The following is a 17,547-nucleotide window of genomic DNA, read 5'->3' as shown; positions in this document are numbered from 1 at the left end:
CAACTTTTTGGAAGAGCACGATCAAATCCTGGATGAAGACAGCGAGTTCACTTTCCATTGCCATGATGGGTTGGATTGTTTCGGAACATGCTGCCGGGATATTAACATTTTTCTCACTCCATATGATGTTCTGCGCCTGAAGAATTTTCTCCGCCTCTCTTCGGGGGGATTTCTGGCGAGATACACTCTCAGGGTGCCGGTTCATCAATCCGGCTTTTCTTTCGTGCAAATCAAGATGTCCGAAGAGGACAGCCTCAAGTGCCCCTTCATTACCCCAAAGGGGTGCCGTGTCTATCCGGAGCGGCCTTGGGCCTGCCGGATTGCTCCGGTGAAAATGCTGGACGGGAAAAAGTATTCCTTTTGTTTTGAGAGTTCCTTCTGCCACGGCTTAAATGAGCCAAAGGTCCAGACCGTTAAAGAATGGCTGGGCGATCAGGGTTTAGAGATTTACGGGGCAATGGAGAAGAGGTTTGGCGAAATACCCCTGCGGGTGAAACTCAGCGGGGATCGGGAAACGGACGAGAAGTTCGCCGAGTTTTTCTTCATGGCTTGTTACGATCTCGATGGATTTAGGGATTATCTGGCTCACAGACCGTCCTTGTTTGAAAACACTGCTTTCCGGGGGAATAGGCCGGAGCCGGCCGAGCTTGATGACGTTCAGTTGATGAAATTCGCTTTTGAGCTCTTGGCGGAAGGTCCCGAAGGGCTGAAAACTCTGCTGCCGGCGGAGTAAGACTCTTCGGCAACGGGTGGACTACGGCTCTTCGGCAACGTGTGGACCCAGGCTCTTGAACAACGTGTGGACTGAGACTCTTGAGCAACCGGCTGAGTAAAGCTCTCGAACGTCCGGTGCCGAGGGCTGTTGCAGTACAGCGGGAATTTCGCGAAAAGTGATTGACAAACAGGAGCGGATCCATTATCATTAAGAACAGTTAAGAGAATAGAGTACACGCGATGAAGGGAAGTCCCGGGGCTGGGTAGATCAGAGAGCTGACGGCAGGTGCGAGTCAGCCTATAAGCCGCAGGGTTCCGTCCCGGAGCGGCCGATGATGAATCGTGACGGGTTCCGCCCGATAGCGCGGACATGAGTTGGCCGGTTCGGCAACATGGGTGGCAACGCGGGAAATAACCTCTCGTCCCTGATTGGGATGAGGGGTTTTATTTATTCCCGCCGGGGAAGGAATGCCAGTCGGGCCCGGGGGGCGTCTGTTTCGGACGTCCGGCGGGGCCAGTGGGGCGCTCCTCCTTCATTTGAACCCAGGGACGAACCGGCAAGCAATTGGGTGGCACCGCGGACATACCCGCCCCAAATCTTGGGGTGGGTTTTAATTATTCTCAGATATTCTCGCAAATCTGAGCGAAGAAGGAAAGGGGTTTTAAGGATGGCCAGGGTGTACAATTTTTCGGCGGGTCCGGCCGTGTTGCCGGAGGAGGTGCTGAAGGAAGCGGCAGAGGAGATGCTGGAGTACAAAAGCACCGGCATGTCGGTGATGGAGATGAGCCACCGGTCTCAAGCTTTTGCCGAAATTATCGGGGAGGCGGAACAAACACTGCGGAATTTAATGAGTATACCGGACAATTACAAGGTGCTCTTTCTGCAGGGGGGGGCTTCTCAGCAGTTTGCCATGGTGCCCATGAACTTGATGAAGAATAGAGTGGCAGACCACATTAACACGGGACAGTGGGCCAAGAAGGCCATTGCCGAAGGGAAGCTCTTCGGCCGGGTTAACGTCATCGCCACCTCTGAGGACAAGACTTTTTCGTATATTCCCGAGATGAAAGGCTTGAAAGTCTCGGAGGATGCCGACTACGTTTATATCTGCCACAACAACACGATCTACGGCACGAAGTTTAACGAACTTCCGCAGACCGACGGTAAGACCCTAGTGGCCGACATGTCTTCCGACATCCTCTCCGAACCGGTCGATGTCAGGCAATACGGCCTCATTTTTGCGGGTGCGCAGAAAAATATCGGCCCGGCCGGGGTCGTGGTGGTGATCATTCGGGAGGATTTGATCAGGGACGAGGTTTTGCCGGGTACGCCGACTATGTTGAAATACAAGATTCATGCCGATAACAAATCCCTCTACAACACACCGCCGGCTTACGGGATCTATATTTGCGGCAAGGTATTCAAATGGGTCGAGAACATGGGCGGTCTCACGGCCATGCAGCGGCGCAATGAGGAGAAGGCGGCGCTCCTTTATGATTATCTGGACGGGAGCACGCTTTTCAAAGGAACCGTCGTCAAGAAGGATCGCTCTCTGATGAATGTGCCTTTTGTTATCGGCTCAGCGGAACTGGAGGCCAAATTCGTCAAAGAAGCCAAAGCGGCCGGGTTGGAAAACCTCAAAGGGCACAGAACGGTAGGCGGCATGAGGGCCAGCATTTACAACGCCATGCCCGTCGAGGGTGTGAAGGCCTTGGTGGAATTCATGAGGAAATTCGAAGAAGAGAATCCCCGAGCCTGAGTCCGAGCTTTGCGGTCCGAGCTTTGCGGTCCGAGCTTTGCGGTCCGAGTTTCGCGGTTCGAGCTTCGCGGTCCGAGTTTCGCGGTTCGAGCTTCGCGGTCCGAGCTTCTCAGTCCAATATTCTCAGTCCCGGATTGCGGATCCCGAATAGAATAGCCGTCCCAATTGAAGATCCGGGGGGGCAGAGTTCAAAAATAAGGAAGAGGTGCATCCATGTATAAGATCAACTGTTTAAACCCCATTGCCGCTGTGGGCTTGGACCTTTTGACCGAGAACTATGAGAATGCCGGCAGCTTCCGGGAGGCGGACGCGCTCCTGGTCCGAAGTGCCAGTATGCACGAACTCGAATTGCCTCCCTCCGTGCTCGCCATTGCCCGGGCCGGCGCCGGGGTGAACAACATCCCTCTGGAAAAGTGCGCGGAAAGCGGTGTGGTCGTCTTCAACACGCCGGGGGCCAATGCCAATGCGGTTAAAGAGATTATCATCGCCAGCCTGCTTCTGGCCTCCCGGGACATCGTAGCCGGCATTAACTGGGTAAATTCGGCGAAGGATGATCCGGACCTGGCGAAGCTGGTGGAAAAGACCAAAGCGAAATTTGCCGGCACGGAAATCAAAGGCAAAAGGCTGGGCGTCATCGGGCTGGGGGCGGTCGGGGTTTTGGTCGCCAACGCGGCCAACCGGCTGGGGCTGGAGGTCTACGGCTATGATCCCTTCATTTCCGTCAGGGCCGCCTGGAATCTTTCCCGGCACATCAAACCGATCAAATCCCTGGATGAGTTATACCGCACCTGTGACTTTATCACGGTTCACGTTCCTTTAGCGGATTCGACCAAAGGCATGCTCAACGAGGAGGCGTTCGCGCTCATGCAGGAAGGCGTCAAGATCCTGAACTTTTCCCGCGACGCCATTGTCAATGACGACGATATGATCGCGGCTTTGCGCTCCGGTCGGGTCAAAAGATATGTAACCGATTTCCCGAATCCGAAAATCGCCGGGGTAAAAGGAGTCATTGCCATTCCCCACCTGGGAGCTTCTACCGCCGAGTCGGAGGATAACTGCGCGATTATGGCTGTGGAGCAGTTGATGGATTACCTGGAAAACGGAAATATAAAAAACTCGGTCAACTACCCCAACTGTGACATGGGGGTCTGTGCCCAAGCGGGACGCATCGCCATTCATCATAAAAACATCCCGAATATGCTCAGCCAATTCACGTCCACCTTTGCCCGGGAAGACATCAATATTTCGGACATGACCAATAAGAGCAAGGGCAAGTGGGCTTATACCCTGCTCGATATAGACGCACCCTCCACTCCGGCCATGGCGGAGGGAATCGGTAAAATTGACGGAGTCCTCAGGGTCCGGATCGTGCTCTGAGCCGGGGATTAACGGTGAGAACCGCCGAGTGTCCGCCGGATCACCCGGACGAACCTACAGTGCTTGCTCCAATCGTGAGACGCCCGCTTCTACAAGTGGGAGTGGTTCCCTATACTCTGCTTCGGTGGGGGTAGACCTCACCCTTCGGCGCGCCGGCGTCCGCTAAAGGCTAAGCGCTTTCGGCAAAAGTGTCCACTGGACACTTTTGTCGCCGAAGTCATCCCCAGCGTACAAGTATTCTTTGAAAGCTTGCGGTTCGGCGATAGTGTCCCTAGCACACTATCGCGAGGTTCAGCTTCTGCTTAAACGAGCTCACTGAACCCGTACTAAGGACGGCCGCGTGCCCCTTGAACCGGGGGCGAAATCTTTCAGGAGGAGGTGAAAAGTCCGGTTTCCCCGGCGGGAACACCGTAAGACCGCTGGCTCTCAAATTTCCGGTCAGCCCCCGGCTCAAGAGTACCATTGGAGCGTCAAATCCAGGTTTGACACTTCGGCGGAAACCACAAGGCCAAGAGCTGAACGGCATCATTTGAGCGGCAAATCCCGGAATTTGGGAGAACATCCATCTCGACCGTGCCGGGGCCCGTCGGCCTCATTTGAGCGGTAAATCCTAAAGACCGGAAATTTACGGGAGTGTGCGGGGCGGAAACCGGGCGCAGAATCTTGGCTATCGTGAGACCTTTCAGGGCTGTGAGGCCGCGTGCCGACGCGGCTGCCCGCGTGGCGGCCCTTCCTTATGACGTCTTTAACCGGCAAGAGGCACTGGCCGAAGTGCGCAAAGAACCCCTGTCATTTCTCAAAATCGACCGGGCGGAGACACAATTCAGTGAGGACGTCGCTCCCGATGATTCCCGGGTCTATGAACGGGCCGGCGAGACCCTGCGGGAAATGATACGGGACGGTGTCCTCATTCGGGAAAGCGGGGATTCCTACTATATCTATGAGCTGACCGGGGCCGGACACACCCAAACCGGCATCGTGGCTTGCGCGGCGGTGGACGATTATCTCGGCAATGTGATCAAGAAACATGAGAACACGAGGGCCGACAAAGAAGCCGACCGCATCAACCATGTGGAGGCCTGCCGGGCGCAAACCGGGCCCATATTCTTAGCCTACCGTTCCCGGGAAGCGATCAATCGGGCAGTCGACAGGAGTAAAGGGGAGCCTCCCCTCTACGATTTCGTGGCGGGGGACGGAGTCCGGCATACGGTCTGGAAAGTCAAGCGGCAAAGTGAGCAAGACGAGATCCGGGCAGGCTTTGAACAGGTGCCAAGCGTCTATATTGCCGACGGGCACCATCGGGCGGCGGCGGCCGTGAAATTGGCCCTGAAGAGGAGAAAAGAAAACCCCGCTTACTCCGGGGACGAGGAGTTCAACTTCTTCCTCAGCGTGCTCTTCCCTCACGACCAACTGAGAATCCTGCCTTACAACCGGGTCGTCAGGGATCTGGGCGGCTACAGTGAGGAAGAGTTCCTTCGGGCGCTGACCGGTGCCTTTGAAGTTAAGGAGCTCGGGAGCGCAGCCTGTCAGCCGCGGGAAAAGGCGACTTTCGGCCTGTACCTCGGAGGCGTGTGGTACGAACTCAGGGCCGGGGAGGGGATTCGCTTTTCGGACCCGGTGGAGGGACTGGCTGTCTCCCTCCTGCAAAGTCATGTGCTCGCTCCGCTGCTCAAGATTACTGATGTTAGAACCGACCGCAGGATCGATTTTGTCGGTGGGATTCGTGGGCTTCCGGAGCTCGAAAGAAGAACCCGGACCGATATGAAACTCGCCTTCTCTCTCTACCCCACTTCGTTGCAAGAGTTGTTCGACGTGGCGGATGCCGGCCAACTGATGCCACCCAAGTCCACTTGGTTTGAGCCTAAGCTCAGGAGCGGCTTGTTCATCCACGAAATCTGACCCAAAAGCCCGGCCGCATACCCCCGGCTTTAGCCGGGCTTTAGCCTGGCCTCAGCCGGGGGGAGATTCGGCAAAAAGCCCGCTCAAAAACCCCACTCAATAAGCTCGCTTCAAAATCCCGAAAGCATTTGACCTTTATTGACCTTTGTACTAAAATAGAGCGCAGAGGGAAGAATAGAAGGCGGACCTCAAAATGATGCGGCCCCTAGGGCAAAGCGAAGCCATGCCCGGGCCGGGGGAGTCTGTCCGCCTTGCAGGTCGGAACATATTAAAGGGGGTATGGGCAAAATGGGTTATCTCGTGCCAATGGTCGTGGAACAGACAAATCGGGGAGAGCGGGCTTATGATATCTATTCCCGCCTCTTGAAAGACCGGATCATATTTTTGGGCGGGCCGATCGATGACGATGTGGCCAATCTGATCGTTGCTCAGATGCTTTTCTTAGAGGCTGAAGATCCAGAGAAAGAAATCTTCCTATATATCAACAGCCCCGGGGGATCGATCACAGCCGGCATGGCCGTTTACGACACGATGCAGTACATTCGCCCGGATGTGCACACTATCTGCGTAGGCCTGGCGGCCAGTATGGGTGCTTTTCTCTTGGCGGCCGGGGCCAAAGGGAAACGGAGCGCTTTGCCCAATTCCGAAATCCTTATCCACCAACCGCTCATCGGCGGGCACGGGCTTTCCGGACAGGCGACGGAAATCGAAATTCATACCCGGCAATTACTGCGCACGCGCGAAAAGATGAATAAGATTTTGGCGGAACGGACCGGCCAGTCTATCGAGAAAATCACGGCCGATACGGACCGGGATCATTACATGACGGCCGGAGAGGCCAAAGAATATGGTCTGGTGGACGAAGTCATCGAGAAGATCCCGGTGAAGGACGGGAAAAAAGCTGAGTAGTAACTCTTGTTCCCGAATGGTGCCAAAGTCCTGTGTGGAGCGCGGGAAGCTTACATGTCCCGGAAAAATACACACCCCCTATGGTCGGATGATCATTGGGGGTGCTTCACTTGCGCAGTGAGGGATCGGATAAGCCAAGCGCAGTCGGCGGAGTGAAGAGTGGGATAAGCAAATTTGGCGGAATAGAGCGATTTTTTTCGTTTTAGGAAAAATAATTTTTTGCACTTAAAGGAAACTGTCGCAGGGGCGTAGAATAAGTCCTCAGTCGAGGGTCCAGCCGTTTCACGGTCCGTACCCTCTTGGAAGGAAAGGGTGACGGGTTTGCAGGCGCAAAGATGGAGTTTGGGAATTCAGCTCAAGGCGTTGCTTCTGGCCATAGCCTTGGCCGCGGGGGTGGTAGGGGGCGTCGGTGTCTACGGCATGTACAAAATGTATGCGAACTCCCTTATGGTTTATCAGCATGACGTGGTCCCGATGAATCTTCTCTCAGACATGCGTTATCACGCTTTGGTTTATCGCGCGGACGTCATTTTACTGGTGGAATCCGGCACGGCATCAGAACGGCAAAACTATCAAAACGCGGTTCAAAGCGAAGAGAACGCTGTCATCAAGGACATGAGTATCTACCAGAAACATCCGCGCACTCCGCAGGAAAACGCAGCCTGGGAGGAGTTTAACAAAGCTTGGAATAATTATCTGGAGTCTTCCCAGTTTTCGGGGGAGAATGCCTTGGCCGGGCAGGTGGCGGCGGCGAAGAAGAATCTGATGGGCGACGCGATGACAAAATATGAGAAGGCGGACGGTATCCTGGAAAAGATGGTCAACGACAAGCTGGCCGCGGTTAACCGGGACAGTGGCGTTAAGACCCAGCAGACGTTTGCCGTGGTCTCCCGGTTATCCTTAATTCTCGTCCTGGCGGATGTCCTGGTCAGCCTCCTCCTCGGCTTTGTTTTCAGCCGTCGTCTGACCGACATGATGCATCACTTGGTTGCCAACGCCCAAGAGATTGCCGCCGGACATATCGAGCGCAAGAAAAAAGCTCCCTGGAAAGCTTGGAACAGGGAGAGTGTCGAGTTGCAGCAGGCTTTCGGTGACATGGTTTCTTCCCTGCGCCGGACCATCACCCAAGTGGTAGAGGCCGCGGGCCGGCTGGTGAGCACGGCGGAGGAAATGCGCCAGGGGGCGGAACAGTCCGCCAAAGCGGCTGAGCTCGTGGCTCAGTCGGCCACGGAAATTGCCGGCGAGGCCGAGTCCCAGGTCACCGAGATGGAAGCCAGCATGGAACGTATGGATCATGTGATGGATGAAATGAGTCGTACAGAACAACAGGCAGAGAAGGTAAGCCTTGCTTCCCGCCGTTCGGCCCAGCTCGCCCGCCGGGGTTCGGAGTCCCTGGGGCAAGTGGTGGCCCAAATGCAAGAGATCGAAAGCCAGGTTCATAACCTGAGTGGGATCATCGGGGACGTGGACCAAAAGTCGGAGGAGATCGCCGCGACGGTACAGATCATCGACGATATTGCCCAACAGACAAATCTTTTGGCTCTGAACGCAGCCATCGAGGCGGCGCGCGCCGGGGAGCACGGCCGGGGGTTTGCGGTGGTGGCCGAGGAGGTCCGCAAATTGGCCGAACAGGTCCAGCTCAGCTTAGTCGACATTTCCAAGAGGGTGCGGGAGATGCAGCAGGCTTCCCGCAGTGCCCACCAGGGCATGAGCGCCGGCGTGGCCAGCGTGAACCGGGGAAGCGCCGACCTCAGGGAAATCGCGGCCGGCTTTGGGACCATTTTGCAGGCGGTCGAGGAGAGCGCCAATTTGGCCCAGGGGATTGAAACCTCGGTCCGGGAGGTGCAAAATGAGGGAGAAGCCATGCTGGCCGGGATGCGCACCGTGGTCAAAGAAGCGGAAGCCGCCTCGGCCGGAACTCAGACCACCGCGGCGGCCGCAGAGGAGCAAAATGCCTCGTTGGAGGAACTCTTTGCCTCATCCGAGTCCGTGGATCAATTGGCCAACAACTTGCAGGTCCTGGTGGGACAGTTCAAACTTTAAGCCGGACGCGGTCAAGGATGTCATGCAGCCGCTCGAAGCCCAGGCCCGCCAGAAACCAGTCGGGAGCCATGCGCAGGGTGATAAAGCCGTTAATGTTGAGGGAGTCCGTATAATACCAGGGACTGTACCCTAAGAGGACGGTGAAAACCGCCCCGCTCAGGTATTCAATTCCCCAGATCAAGATCAGGTAAATTGCTCCCCGCAGCCACCAGGGATAGGGCCGGATGCGTTCGTGCACCGGTTCCAATAAAACGGCCGCACCGTAGACGGGAAACATCACCAAAAAGGTGAACCCTTGCATACTCCAGTCCCCCCTCAGCAGAGAGGCTAAGCCGGTGTAGACGACTTCGAGGGCCAGGCCCGTCAATCCGTAGATAAAGAAGCGTGTCATCTTATTCATGTACCTAGTATGGATGCGTCGGGAAAAGCCCATGCAAACCCGATTCAGGTATATTGAGGGAAAGGTGGTAACGATAGGAACGGCAGGAGGAAATAATCTATTTTATCCGGTGAGATAATAGAATGGTAATAAAACATAGGAGAAACCCAAGAAAGACCAAGGAGAGAGAATATGAGAAAAATCCGTAAAGCCGTCATTCCGGCCGCCGGTTTAGGGACAAGGTTCCTGCCCGCGACCAAAGCCCAGCCCAAGGAGATGCTGCCCATTGTGGACACACCCACTATTCAGTACATTGTGGAGGAAGCCATCCGTTCGGGCATTGAGGATATCATCATCGTGACCGGACGGAATAAACGGGCGATCGAGGATCATTTTGACCGTTCCGTAGAGTTGGAGATGTTCCTGGAAAAAGGAGACAAAGAAGAGCTTTTGGATATGGTACAGGGAATTGCCCGCATGGTGGACATTTATTATGTGAGGCAAAAAGAAGCCCTTGGGCTCGGCCACGCCATATACAGCGCCCGTAAGTTTATTGGCAGCGAGCCTTTCGCCGTCCTGTTGGGCGACGACGTTATTTATTCGGAAGTTCCCTGTCTGCGTCAGATGATGAATATTTATGAACGGCACGGGGCCAGTCTGGTAGGGGTCCAGCAGGTGCCTTTGGAGGATACGCCCAAGTACGGGATTGTCGACGGAGAACTTTTTTCCGAGCGGCTTTACCGGGCGCGCGATTTGGTGGAAAAGCCTCTGCCGGAGGACGCGCCTCCGGACCGCCTGGCCATCATGGGGCGTTACATCCTCAATCCGGATATTTTCGACATCTTGGAAAACCTGACCCCCGGCAAGGGCGGGGAAATCCAGTTGACGGACGGCCTCAGGGAACTCAGCCGTTACCAGGAAATTATGGCTTATGACTTCGAAGGCCGGCGTTATGATGTGGGAGACAAACTGGGTTTTGTCGAGGCCACGATTGAATATGCCCTGCGCCGGGATGATCTTCACGACGATTTGATGCGTTACTTGACAAAGCTTGTAAGCCGGGAGGGAACGGCGGACTGACCAAGAGGCTGAGCCTTATTCAGCAGCTTGTGTGAACGTCGCAGGCAGACCTCCCGATATCCGAGAAGAGACATAAACCGGTGCCTGAGGCGCGCGTGCCGCAGGCTAGTTTCGGTATGCCCGGCTAAGACAAATTTTTCTGCCGAAAACCCGGATGCTTGGGGATCCGGGTTTTCGCTTTTCAATTTTTCGGGTAAGCGGGCCGTTTGTCGGGAAAATAAGCAGAAAATCCGGGCCTGCGGCGATCACCGGCCGGGAATGACGGAAAATAGTTTGGACAAATCAGATAAAGCGACACTCTTCTCCCCCAGTAAATGGTAAACTATCAAGGAAAATCCAAGTAAGGAGGGAAAGAGCCATGGACTTTGATCAAAGAAAGGTTGTAACCTTGGTCGGAACGTTGGTTTTGGCCGGAGCCGTCATTGCCGCCGGAGTTTACGGTCCCAGCGCCTGGAAAGTATTAAGGTCGCAATCTCCCAAAGCGGCCGGGGACCAAGTTCTCATCCAAAACCCCCCTATCAATGGAGGGGGCTCGGCGGCAGGGGCCGCAGCCGGGCAAGGGACCCAGTCGGCCCCGAATGTGCAAGCGCCTGGAAATTCCAACTCAGGTACGTCCCAGCAAGGCACACCCGGCCAGTCATCGCCGACCGCTACCGCGCCGTCTGCCGACCCTAACACTCAGCCCCAGGGAGACGCCTCCGGCCCCAGGAAGTACGTGGCGCCGGATCTGAAGCTCATTGACCTCGCGCCTTCTATTGCGGGTTTCTTCGACCCCAATAACGGCGGACTGAGCCAGACGGCGGAAACCAAAGCGTTCAGTGCCTGCTGGGATATTCATCAGTATGTTGACGGTTACCTTTACGGACCGACGGCCGGTCCCCAGATGAACGCGCAAGACATCAAAAAGTATATTATCTTTTTCAAAACGGTCTGGGACAGCCAGCTCAAGAAGGAGCCTGGGGCGGCCAAGGCAGCGGTATTCTGCAACTACATGGATGAGATGTTCAACCGGGGGATTGACGCTTTTAATTCCCAGGACAAAGTCCGGATTGAAGAGTTCCATCAGGAGATCCATGACATGGACGAGCACCTGTTCCGCAACAATACGAACGCTAAGGTTTACGGGGCGACTCCTTTTGCCACTAAACGTTAGGCGGTGGGAAGGAGGGCAGGCTGATGCCTGAAGTGCGACGACGCTGCCGGGGGGAACCGAAAGTTGCGAGATCTATCGTTGTTAGGGTCCGCACCTGGATAGTGCGGCATTGCAGAGGGGAACCTCCCTAAGCCGGCAGCGGAAAAGCGGCCGCTTAGAAATGCTTAAAGTGCGCACAAAGGGGGCTTGGCCTAAGGATATATCGAGCGGGTATAACCGGGAAGCGCAGACACGGCGTGACGGGTGAGCTTCGAGAAAGAAAGCAATGCAGGAGCGCAGCGAAAGATAGGAAGAAAGAGAACGTTGTTAAAAGCATTGCCAAGACAAAGAACCGCCTCAAGCGGGACGAAAGCGCGGCGAGCGGGCCCGGAAACCGCGTCAGGCGGGGGAGACTGCTGCAAACGGGGCAGAGACCGCAGCGAGCGCAGGAAAACTGAATAAGGCTGAAGGAAAAAACTAAATAGAGCGCTGACAAAATCAAATAGGGCGACTGAGAAACGCAGGGCGGACAAAGTACCGCACCTATACCATCCAAGGCCGTGTCAGGCAAGCGCCGGTTATGCGCCACCCGCTTCCCGTCTCCATCGAACATTCCCCTAAAACCCGTTCACTCTCCGAAACGGCAGCCGGTTTCCCCGGCAAGGAAACAAAAGACCGCCGCGATTCCCCGTATCCCGCTCAGCTCTCGGAGCGGGGTCGCAAAAAGCCTGTCATTATGACGGGCTTTTTCGCTTTTTCTTGCCTTGCACCTCAGTCCGAATGTCTAGGATTCCCTTTATCCGGTTATTCTATGAGTAAAAAAACCTGGTAAAGGGGATTATGGTCTTTATGGTTAAGAAACACCTTGTCGTAAGTCTCACGTCGTTAGGTTTGGGAATTCTCATCGGGATTGGGAGCTTCCTGCTCGTTTCGAGTTCCGCCTCCCCGGCCCGGCTGTTCTCCAAGCTCCGTTTCGGAACGGGCAGCCTGACCGCAACGAGCCAGCCGGGCAGCGGCCAAACTCCTCCGGCGGATACGGCACAAGCGTCAGGCTCGGAGCGCCCGCAGCTATCTCTGAACGCTCCGGGAAACAGCGGCACGGCGGTCAATGGGGCGGGTACGTCCGGCACGGGTTCCGCTTCCGACCCCGGTGCGGTGTCACCTTCCTCCGGGTCAGACGCGGTGCCCTCTCCCAGTTCCGGGCCGACGCTGTCCGGGTCTTCGGACACAACCGGTCAGGGACCCGGTCAGGGACCCGGTCAGGGATCCCCGTCAGCCGGAACGCAAGCCATCATCGCCGATTATAAACAGGATATCGGGATCTTGTTTGATGCCTGGAAGTGCCAAAATGTCAAGGCCTTTAAAGCGGAACTGGCCAAGGGGTATGCCGGTCCTGTGCTCGAAAACCATGTTAAGCAAGCGGAACCGTACATTACACAGGGCGTGGGTCTTGATGTCCAGAGTGTAACGTTTGACAGTGTCACGGTCGAAGACGCCAACGCCGACACGGCCACCTTGCGGGCCGACTATCGCTATACGGCCGGCGACTGCAGTCTGAAAAACGGTCAGGCGACCGGGGCTCCCACGGATCACAGTGTTCACGTCCGGGTAAACCTGGTAAAGATGAACCAGCGTTGGATCATAACCGGTGAGACCCCTCTGAAAGTCTGAAGCGAGAGGACCGGGCATCAGCCCGGCACCATCAATCGTTGCCCTCGTCCAGCGCTCAAGGTTTCTGAGTGCTGGATTAGGTCTTACGCAATTTCCACAGGCGTAACTTCGGGCGGTTCCCGCCCTACAGAAAATCTATGTTTGGGCCATGGCGCTAAGTCCACGCTCTAAGATGAGTTTAGCACTCACCAGAAATCAGCCCTCTACTCTATATACGACTGATTAGAGATACTATACGCTTTTTTGTGAATGTATATATAGCGATTCATCCCCCGCCTATAGAGGACGGGGGACTTCTCGCAAGCCATATTAAAAAGTCCGGAAGCCGGGTTTGGGAACGAACTTGGGAACGAACTTGGGAACGAACTTGGGAACGAACTTGGGAACGGGCTTGGGAACGGGAGCTGGGAAGGGGGCCGCGCGTCCCGCCTCCCGGCTCTTTCTTGCTTCCACAAGGGGCGGCAGCGGAACCCGCCGTTTCCGGAATTTTGTTCAGCGCTGAACAGTCACCCTTACGCCGCGGCGGCCGTTGACGCGAACGTATGTCATGTTGTAAAAGCGCGCAAACTGTAGTAAACTGTAAGACGGTGATTTTGGACAAAGGTGCGGTTTCACCGTATTTGTACATATAGAAAGGCATCCGCATTACACTGTCTGCGGTACACTATCCGCATGACATTAAAGAGGAAGGGATTCGGTATGATTTTGCGTAAACGAACGCTTCTCCTCATGCTCATTGACGTAGTGCTCGTCAATCTGGCCGCCTTCTTGAGCTTTTATATCCGCTTTGAAGGGACGATCCCGGGCGAATACTATCTGACACTTTACCATACCGCTTGGGCCGCCACATTGATTTCATTGGCGGTTTTCTATGTTTTTGGTCTGTATAATCGCCTCTGGCAGTATGCCAGCACGGGGGAACTCCTATCCATCCTGTTCGCTGTCACAGTCAGTACCCTGGCGACGGTTACCGCGGTCTTCTTCCTGGCGCCCATGCGTCTCCCTCACTCGGTGGCCGCTTTGCTTTGGTTTACGACGGTCCTGTTGGTAGGAGGTTCCCGCTTTACCTGGCGCATAGTTCTCGAAAATATTGCCACCCCGCATGTGCCGGGTTCACAGAAACAAGTCTTAATCGTCGGGGCGGGAGATGCCGGGGTTCTCACCGCACGGGAACTGAAAAACCATAACTTCCGCGAGGGGCGTCCCGTCGGTTTCATTGACGACGACCGGGCCAAACAGAGACTGCACCTGATGGGGATGCCCATTTTGGGGATGCGCAAGGACATTCCCAAGATCGTCAAGAACTACAGCATTGACGAAGTGATCATCGCTATGCCCTCGGCTTCGGGGGATGCCGTCAGGGACATTGTCCAGATTTGTGAAAAGACAGGTGTCGGGCTCAAGATTATGCCGGGAGTCTACGACATGCTGAGCGATAGGGTGAACACCGCTGCCATCCGGCAGGTCCAGGTAGAGGATCTTCTGGGCCGGGAACCGGTTAGCGTGGACCTGGAAGAGGTTTCGGGGTATTTAAGCGGGGAGACGATCCTCGTCACCGGAGGGGGCGGTTCCATCGGCTCCGAGATCTGCCGCCAGGTGGCGAAATTCAGTCCCGGTAAACTCGTGATCGCCGGCCACGGGGAGAATACTGTCTTTGATATCGAGCAGGAACTGCGCTCAGAGTATCCCGAACTGGAGCTGGCGACCGAAATCCTTGACATCAAAGACCGGGAAAAGGTCGGGATCGTCTTTCAGAAATACCGGCCCGGAGTTATTTACCACGCCGCGGCCCACAAACATGTTCCGCTCATGGAGAAAAATCCGGAGGAAGCGCTGAAGAACAATATTGTTGGGACGAACAATTTGGTCGAAGCCGCCGACGCGGTCGGGGTCAAAACTTTCGTCATGATCTCCACCGACAAAGCCGTCAATCCCACCAGTGTCATGGGTACGACCAAACGGGTGGGCGAGATGATCATTCAAAGCATGGACAAGCGTTCGGGAACCAAGTTTGTGGCGGTGCGTTTCGGCAACGTCCTGGGCAGCCGGGGGAGTGTGATTCCGACCTTCAAGCGCCAGATTGCCAAAGGCGGGCCGGTAACGGTTACGCATCCGGAAATGGTGCGTTTCTTTATGACCATTCCCGAAGCGGCGCAACTGGTGATCCAGGCCGGCGCCATGGCCCGCGGAGGGGAGATCTTTATTTTGGACATGGGCAAACCGGTCAAAATCCTGGACTTGGCCCGCGACCTCATCCGCCTGTCCGGCTTTGAGCCCGATGTTGATATTCCGATCAAATTCACCGGTATGCGCCCCGGGGAAAAGCTCTATGAAGAGCTGCTCACGGCCGAAGAGGGGACCTCGGCCACCAAACACAAGCGCATTTTCGTAGCCAAGCCGAATACCATCGACGTCAAAAAGCTGCAGGAACTCATCCAAACAATTAAAGAACGGGGTTCCTACATGACGAAAGAAGAGGTTGTCGGAGCATTGCAAACCGTTGTACCGACGTTCCGCAAGTCCGCGCCGAGGCCCGCGCTCAGGGTTGTGGCCCGGGCGGGCGGAGAGTAAAGTAAAGACGAGTAAAGACGAGCAGAGGCAAGTAAAGGCGAGTAAAGGCGAGCACAGGCAAGTAAAGGCGAGCAGAGACAAGTAAAGGCGAGCAGAGACAAGTAAAGGCGAGCAGAGACAAGTAAAGGCGAGCAGAGACAAGGAAAGACGAGTAAAGACGAGTAAGGGCAAGTAAAGGCGAGTAAAGACGAGTAAAGGCGAGCAGAGACAAGTAAAGGCGAGTAAAGACGAGTAAGGGCGAGCAGAGACAAGTAAAGGCGAGTAAAGACGAGTAAGGGCAAGTAAAGGCAAATAAAGGCGAGTAAAGACGGGTAAAGACGGGTAAAGACGGGTACAGCCGACAAGGACGTTCGCCTTGTGGTGCCGCTGAACCGCGGGAAAAGAGTGCGGTTTGCAAGTCGGCAGGCAGTTGCCAAGGCGGGAGCCACCCCCGGCAGCCGGGGCAGGGAGAAAGAAAAGTTTTGTTCGAAGGGAGCAGCATTTCATGATCACGGTTCAACAGGTCATCACAGACCGGGATACTTTGGCTCAGGCTTTGAAAGATAAGATCGAACGCCATACGGCTCGAATCGGGGTCATCGGGCTCGGCTATGTCGGTCTGCCCTTGGCGGTGGAAAAAGGCAAAGTCGGCTTTCCTGTGATCGGGTTTGACATCAACTCCAAACGGGTGGACAAAGTCAACGCGGGCGAGAATTACATAGGAGACGTGAAAGATATCGAACTCGGGGATCTGGTTCAGCGCGGGGTTCTTAAAGCAACGGCGGATTTTGCCCTGTTGGCGGAATGTGACGTCATCATCATCTGTGTGCCCACACCTTTAACGATAACCCGCGATCCGGACATTTCCTATATTGAGGCTTCGACTCGGGCCATAGCCAAGTATCTGCGCCCCGGGCAGCTCGTGACTTTGGAGAGCACCACTTATCCCGGGACGACCCAAGAAATTATTCTGCCTCTCTTGGCGGAGAGCGGGCTCGAAGTCGGTAAGGATTTCTTCCTCGCCTTCTCGCCCGAACGCGTCGATCCCGGAAACAAACGTTTTTCCACGAAGAATACCTCTAAAGTGGTGGGCGGTGTGACACCTGTCTGCTTGGAGATCGCGTATACCCTTTACGCCCAGACCATTGTCAATGTCGTGCCCGTCTCTTCTCCGGCCGCGGCCGAACTCACCAAGGTTTTTGAAAATACTTACCGAGCCGTGAACATCGCTTTGGTCAACGAGCTCATGCTCCTCTGTGATCGCATGGGCTTAGATATCTGGGAAGTGGTGGAAGCCGCCGGGACCAAGCCTTTCGGCATTCAGACTTTCTATCCGGGTCCGGGCGTCGGCGGACACTGCATACCCATCGATCCTTTCTACCTCACCTGGAAAGCCCGGGAATACGACTTCCACACTCGCTTTATCGAACTGGCGGGGGAAATTAATGTGGAAGTTTCTTACTATGTGGTCAACCGGGTCATCCGGGCTCTCAACTCAGAGAACAAAAGCTTGAAAGACGCCAAGGTTTTTGTATTAGGGGTCGCCTACAAAAAAGACATCGACGATGTCCGAGAATCTCCGGCTTTGAAAATTATGGAGCTTTTGCGCCGCGAAGGCGCCACCGTCAGCTACCACGATCCTTTTATCCCGGTTATCGAACCTCACGGGGGCAGCACTGTGCGTCTGGAAAGCACACCCCTCAGCGACGCTGCCTTAGCGGAGGCGGATTGTGTGCTCATTCTCACCGACCACAGTTCGGTGGATTATGAGCGCGTGGTTGAACAGGCCCGGGTGGTCGTGGATACCCGGAACGCGACCAAGAACGTAAAGAAAAACCGGGAAAAAATCGCCAAGATCTGAGGAAAGGCGTCGGCGAAATCGCAGGCGCAGTCAGTAAGCGCAGTAGTGAGCGCAGTCATGAGGCCGAGTCAGCAAGCACGGTCAGCAAGTGAACTCGTTTAGCTAAAGCTGAACGTCCTGATAGTGTCCTATGGACACTATCAGGACGGATGAGCTGAGCGCAGGCCGCTAAGCC

Annotated in this window: 12 protein-coding genes; 11 read left to right on the top strand and 1 reads right to left on the bottom strand. The window is 55.4% G+C overall.

The genetic code is table 11. The features are described from left to right. Nucleotides 1-7 precede the first annotated feature (7 nt). From MNU25_RS01300 to MNU25_RS01275, 6 genes are all read left to right on the top strand, one after another. Nucleotides 8-733: a YkgJ family cysteine cluster protein gene (locus MNU25_RS01300; protein ID WP_240983428.1), complete on the top strand. Its 726-nt coding sequence runs from the start codon at nucleotides 8-10 to the stop codon at nucleotides 731-733. Nucleotides 734-1,382: 649 nt separating this feature from the next. Continuing rightward, a complete protein-coding gene (serC, locus tag MNU25_RS01295) occupies nucleotides 1,383-2,471 on the top strand; it encodes a 3-phosphoserine/phosphohydroxythreonine transaminase (protein ID WP_240983427.1) in 1,089 nt (362 codons plus the stop codon). 213 nt (nucleotides 2,472-2,684) lie between these two features. Next, nucleotides 2,685-3,848, top strand: a complete 1,164-nt coding sequence (locus MNU25_RS01290) for a phosphoglycerate dehydrogenase (RefSeq protein WP_240983426.1) — start codon at nucleotides 2,685-2,687, stop codon at nucleotides 3,846-3,848. Between the two features lie 663 nt (nucleotides 3,849-4,511). Continuing rightward, nucleotides 4,512-5,747 carry a DUF1015 domain-containing protein gene (locus tag MNU25_RS01285; RefSeq protein ID WP_240983425.1) on the top strand — a complete coding sequence of 412 codons (1,236 nt, stop codon included), beginning with the start codon at nucleotides 4,512-4,514 and terminating at the stop codon, nucleotides 5,745-5,747. 288 nt (nucleotides 5,748-6,035) lie between these two features. Further along, nucleotides 6,036-6,656 carry an ATP-dependent Clp endopeptidase proteolytic subunit ClpP gene (gene clpP / locus MNU25_RS01280; protein ID WP_240983424.1) on the top strand — a complete coding sequence of 207 codons (621 nt, stop codon included), beginning with the start codon at nucleotides 6,036-6,038 and terminating at the stop codon, nucleotides 6,654-6,656. A 312-nt stretch (nucleotides 6,657-6,968) separates the two neighbouring features. Further along, on the top strand, nucleotides 6,969-8,699 hold the full coding sequence (locus MNU25_RS01275) for a methyl-accepting chemotaxis protein (RefSeq protein ID WP_240983423.1): 1,731 nt from the start codon (nucleotides 6,969-6,971) through the stop codon (nucleotides 8,697-8,699). On the opposite strand, the gene MNU25_RS01270 is transcribed toward MNU25_RS01275, so the two are convergent. Then, nucleotides 8,689-9,090 (bottom strand): putative ABC transporter permease, encoded by a 402-nt coding sequence (locus tag MNU25_RS01270; protein ID WP_306425017.1) that lies wholly within the window; start codon nucleotides 9,088-9,090, stop codon nucleotides 8,689-8,691. The genes MNU25_RS01275 and MNU25_RS01270 overlap by 11 nt on opposite strands. A gap of 180 nt (nucleotides 9,091-9,270) precedes the next feature. On the opposite strand from MNU25_RS01270, the gene galU reads away from it, so the two are divergent. From galU to MNU25_RS01245, 5 genes are all read left to right on the top strand, one after another. After that, nucleotides 9,271-10,158, top strand: a complete 888-nt coding sequence (gene galU, locus MNU25_RS01265) for a UTP--glucose-1-phosphate uridylyltransferase GalU (protein ID WP_240983421.1) — start codon at nucleotides 9,271-9,273, stop codon at nucleotides 10,156-10,158. 358 nt (nucleotides 10,159-10,516) lie between these two features. Then, the gene (locus MNU25_RS01260; RefSeq protein ID WP_240983420.1) at nucleotides 10,517-11,311 is read left to right on the top strand and encodes a hypothetical protein; all 795 of its coding nucleotides are present in this window, start codon (nucleotides 10,517-10,519) and stop codon (nucleotides 11,309-11,311) included. 828 nt (nucleotides 11,312-12,139) lie between these two features. Then, the gene (locus MNU25_RS01255) at nucleotides 12,140-12,961 is read left to right on the top strand and encodes a superantigen-like protein SSL4 (RefSeq protein WP_240983419.1); all 822 of its coding nucleotides are present in this window, start codon (nucleotides 12,140-12,142) and stop codon (nucleotides 12,959-12,961) included. Nucleotides 12,962-13,660: 699 nt separating this feature from the next. Next, nucleotides 13,661-15,532 carry a nucleoside-diphosphate sugar epimerase/dehydratase gene (locus tag MNU25_RS01250; RefSeq protein WP_240983418.1) on the top strand — a complete coding sequence of 624 codons (1,872 nt, stop codon included), beginning with the start codon at nucleotides 13,661-13,663 and terminating at the stop codon, nucleotides 15,530-15,532. Nucleotides 15,533-16,016: 484 nt separating this feature from the next. Then, a complete protein-coding gene (locus MNU25_RS01245; RefSeq protein WP_240983417.1) occupies nucleotides 16,017-17,372 on the top strand; it encodes a nucleotide sugar dehydrogenase in 1,356 nt (451 codons plus the stop codon). The last annotated feature ends 175 nt before the right edge of the window (nucleotides 17,373-17,547 follow it).

The organism is Acididesulfobacillus acetoxydans (assembly GCF_902729405.1).
Classification (GTDB): domain Bacteria; phylum Bacillota; class Desulfitobacteriia; order Desulfitobacteriales; family Desulfitobacteriaceae; genus Acididesulfobacillus; species Acididesulfobacillus acetoxydans.
Note: the sequence above shows the minus strand (reverse complement) of the source record. Positions and strands in the feature narration are given on the sequence as shown.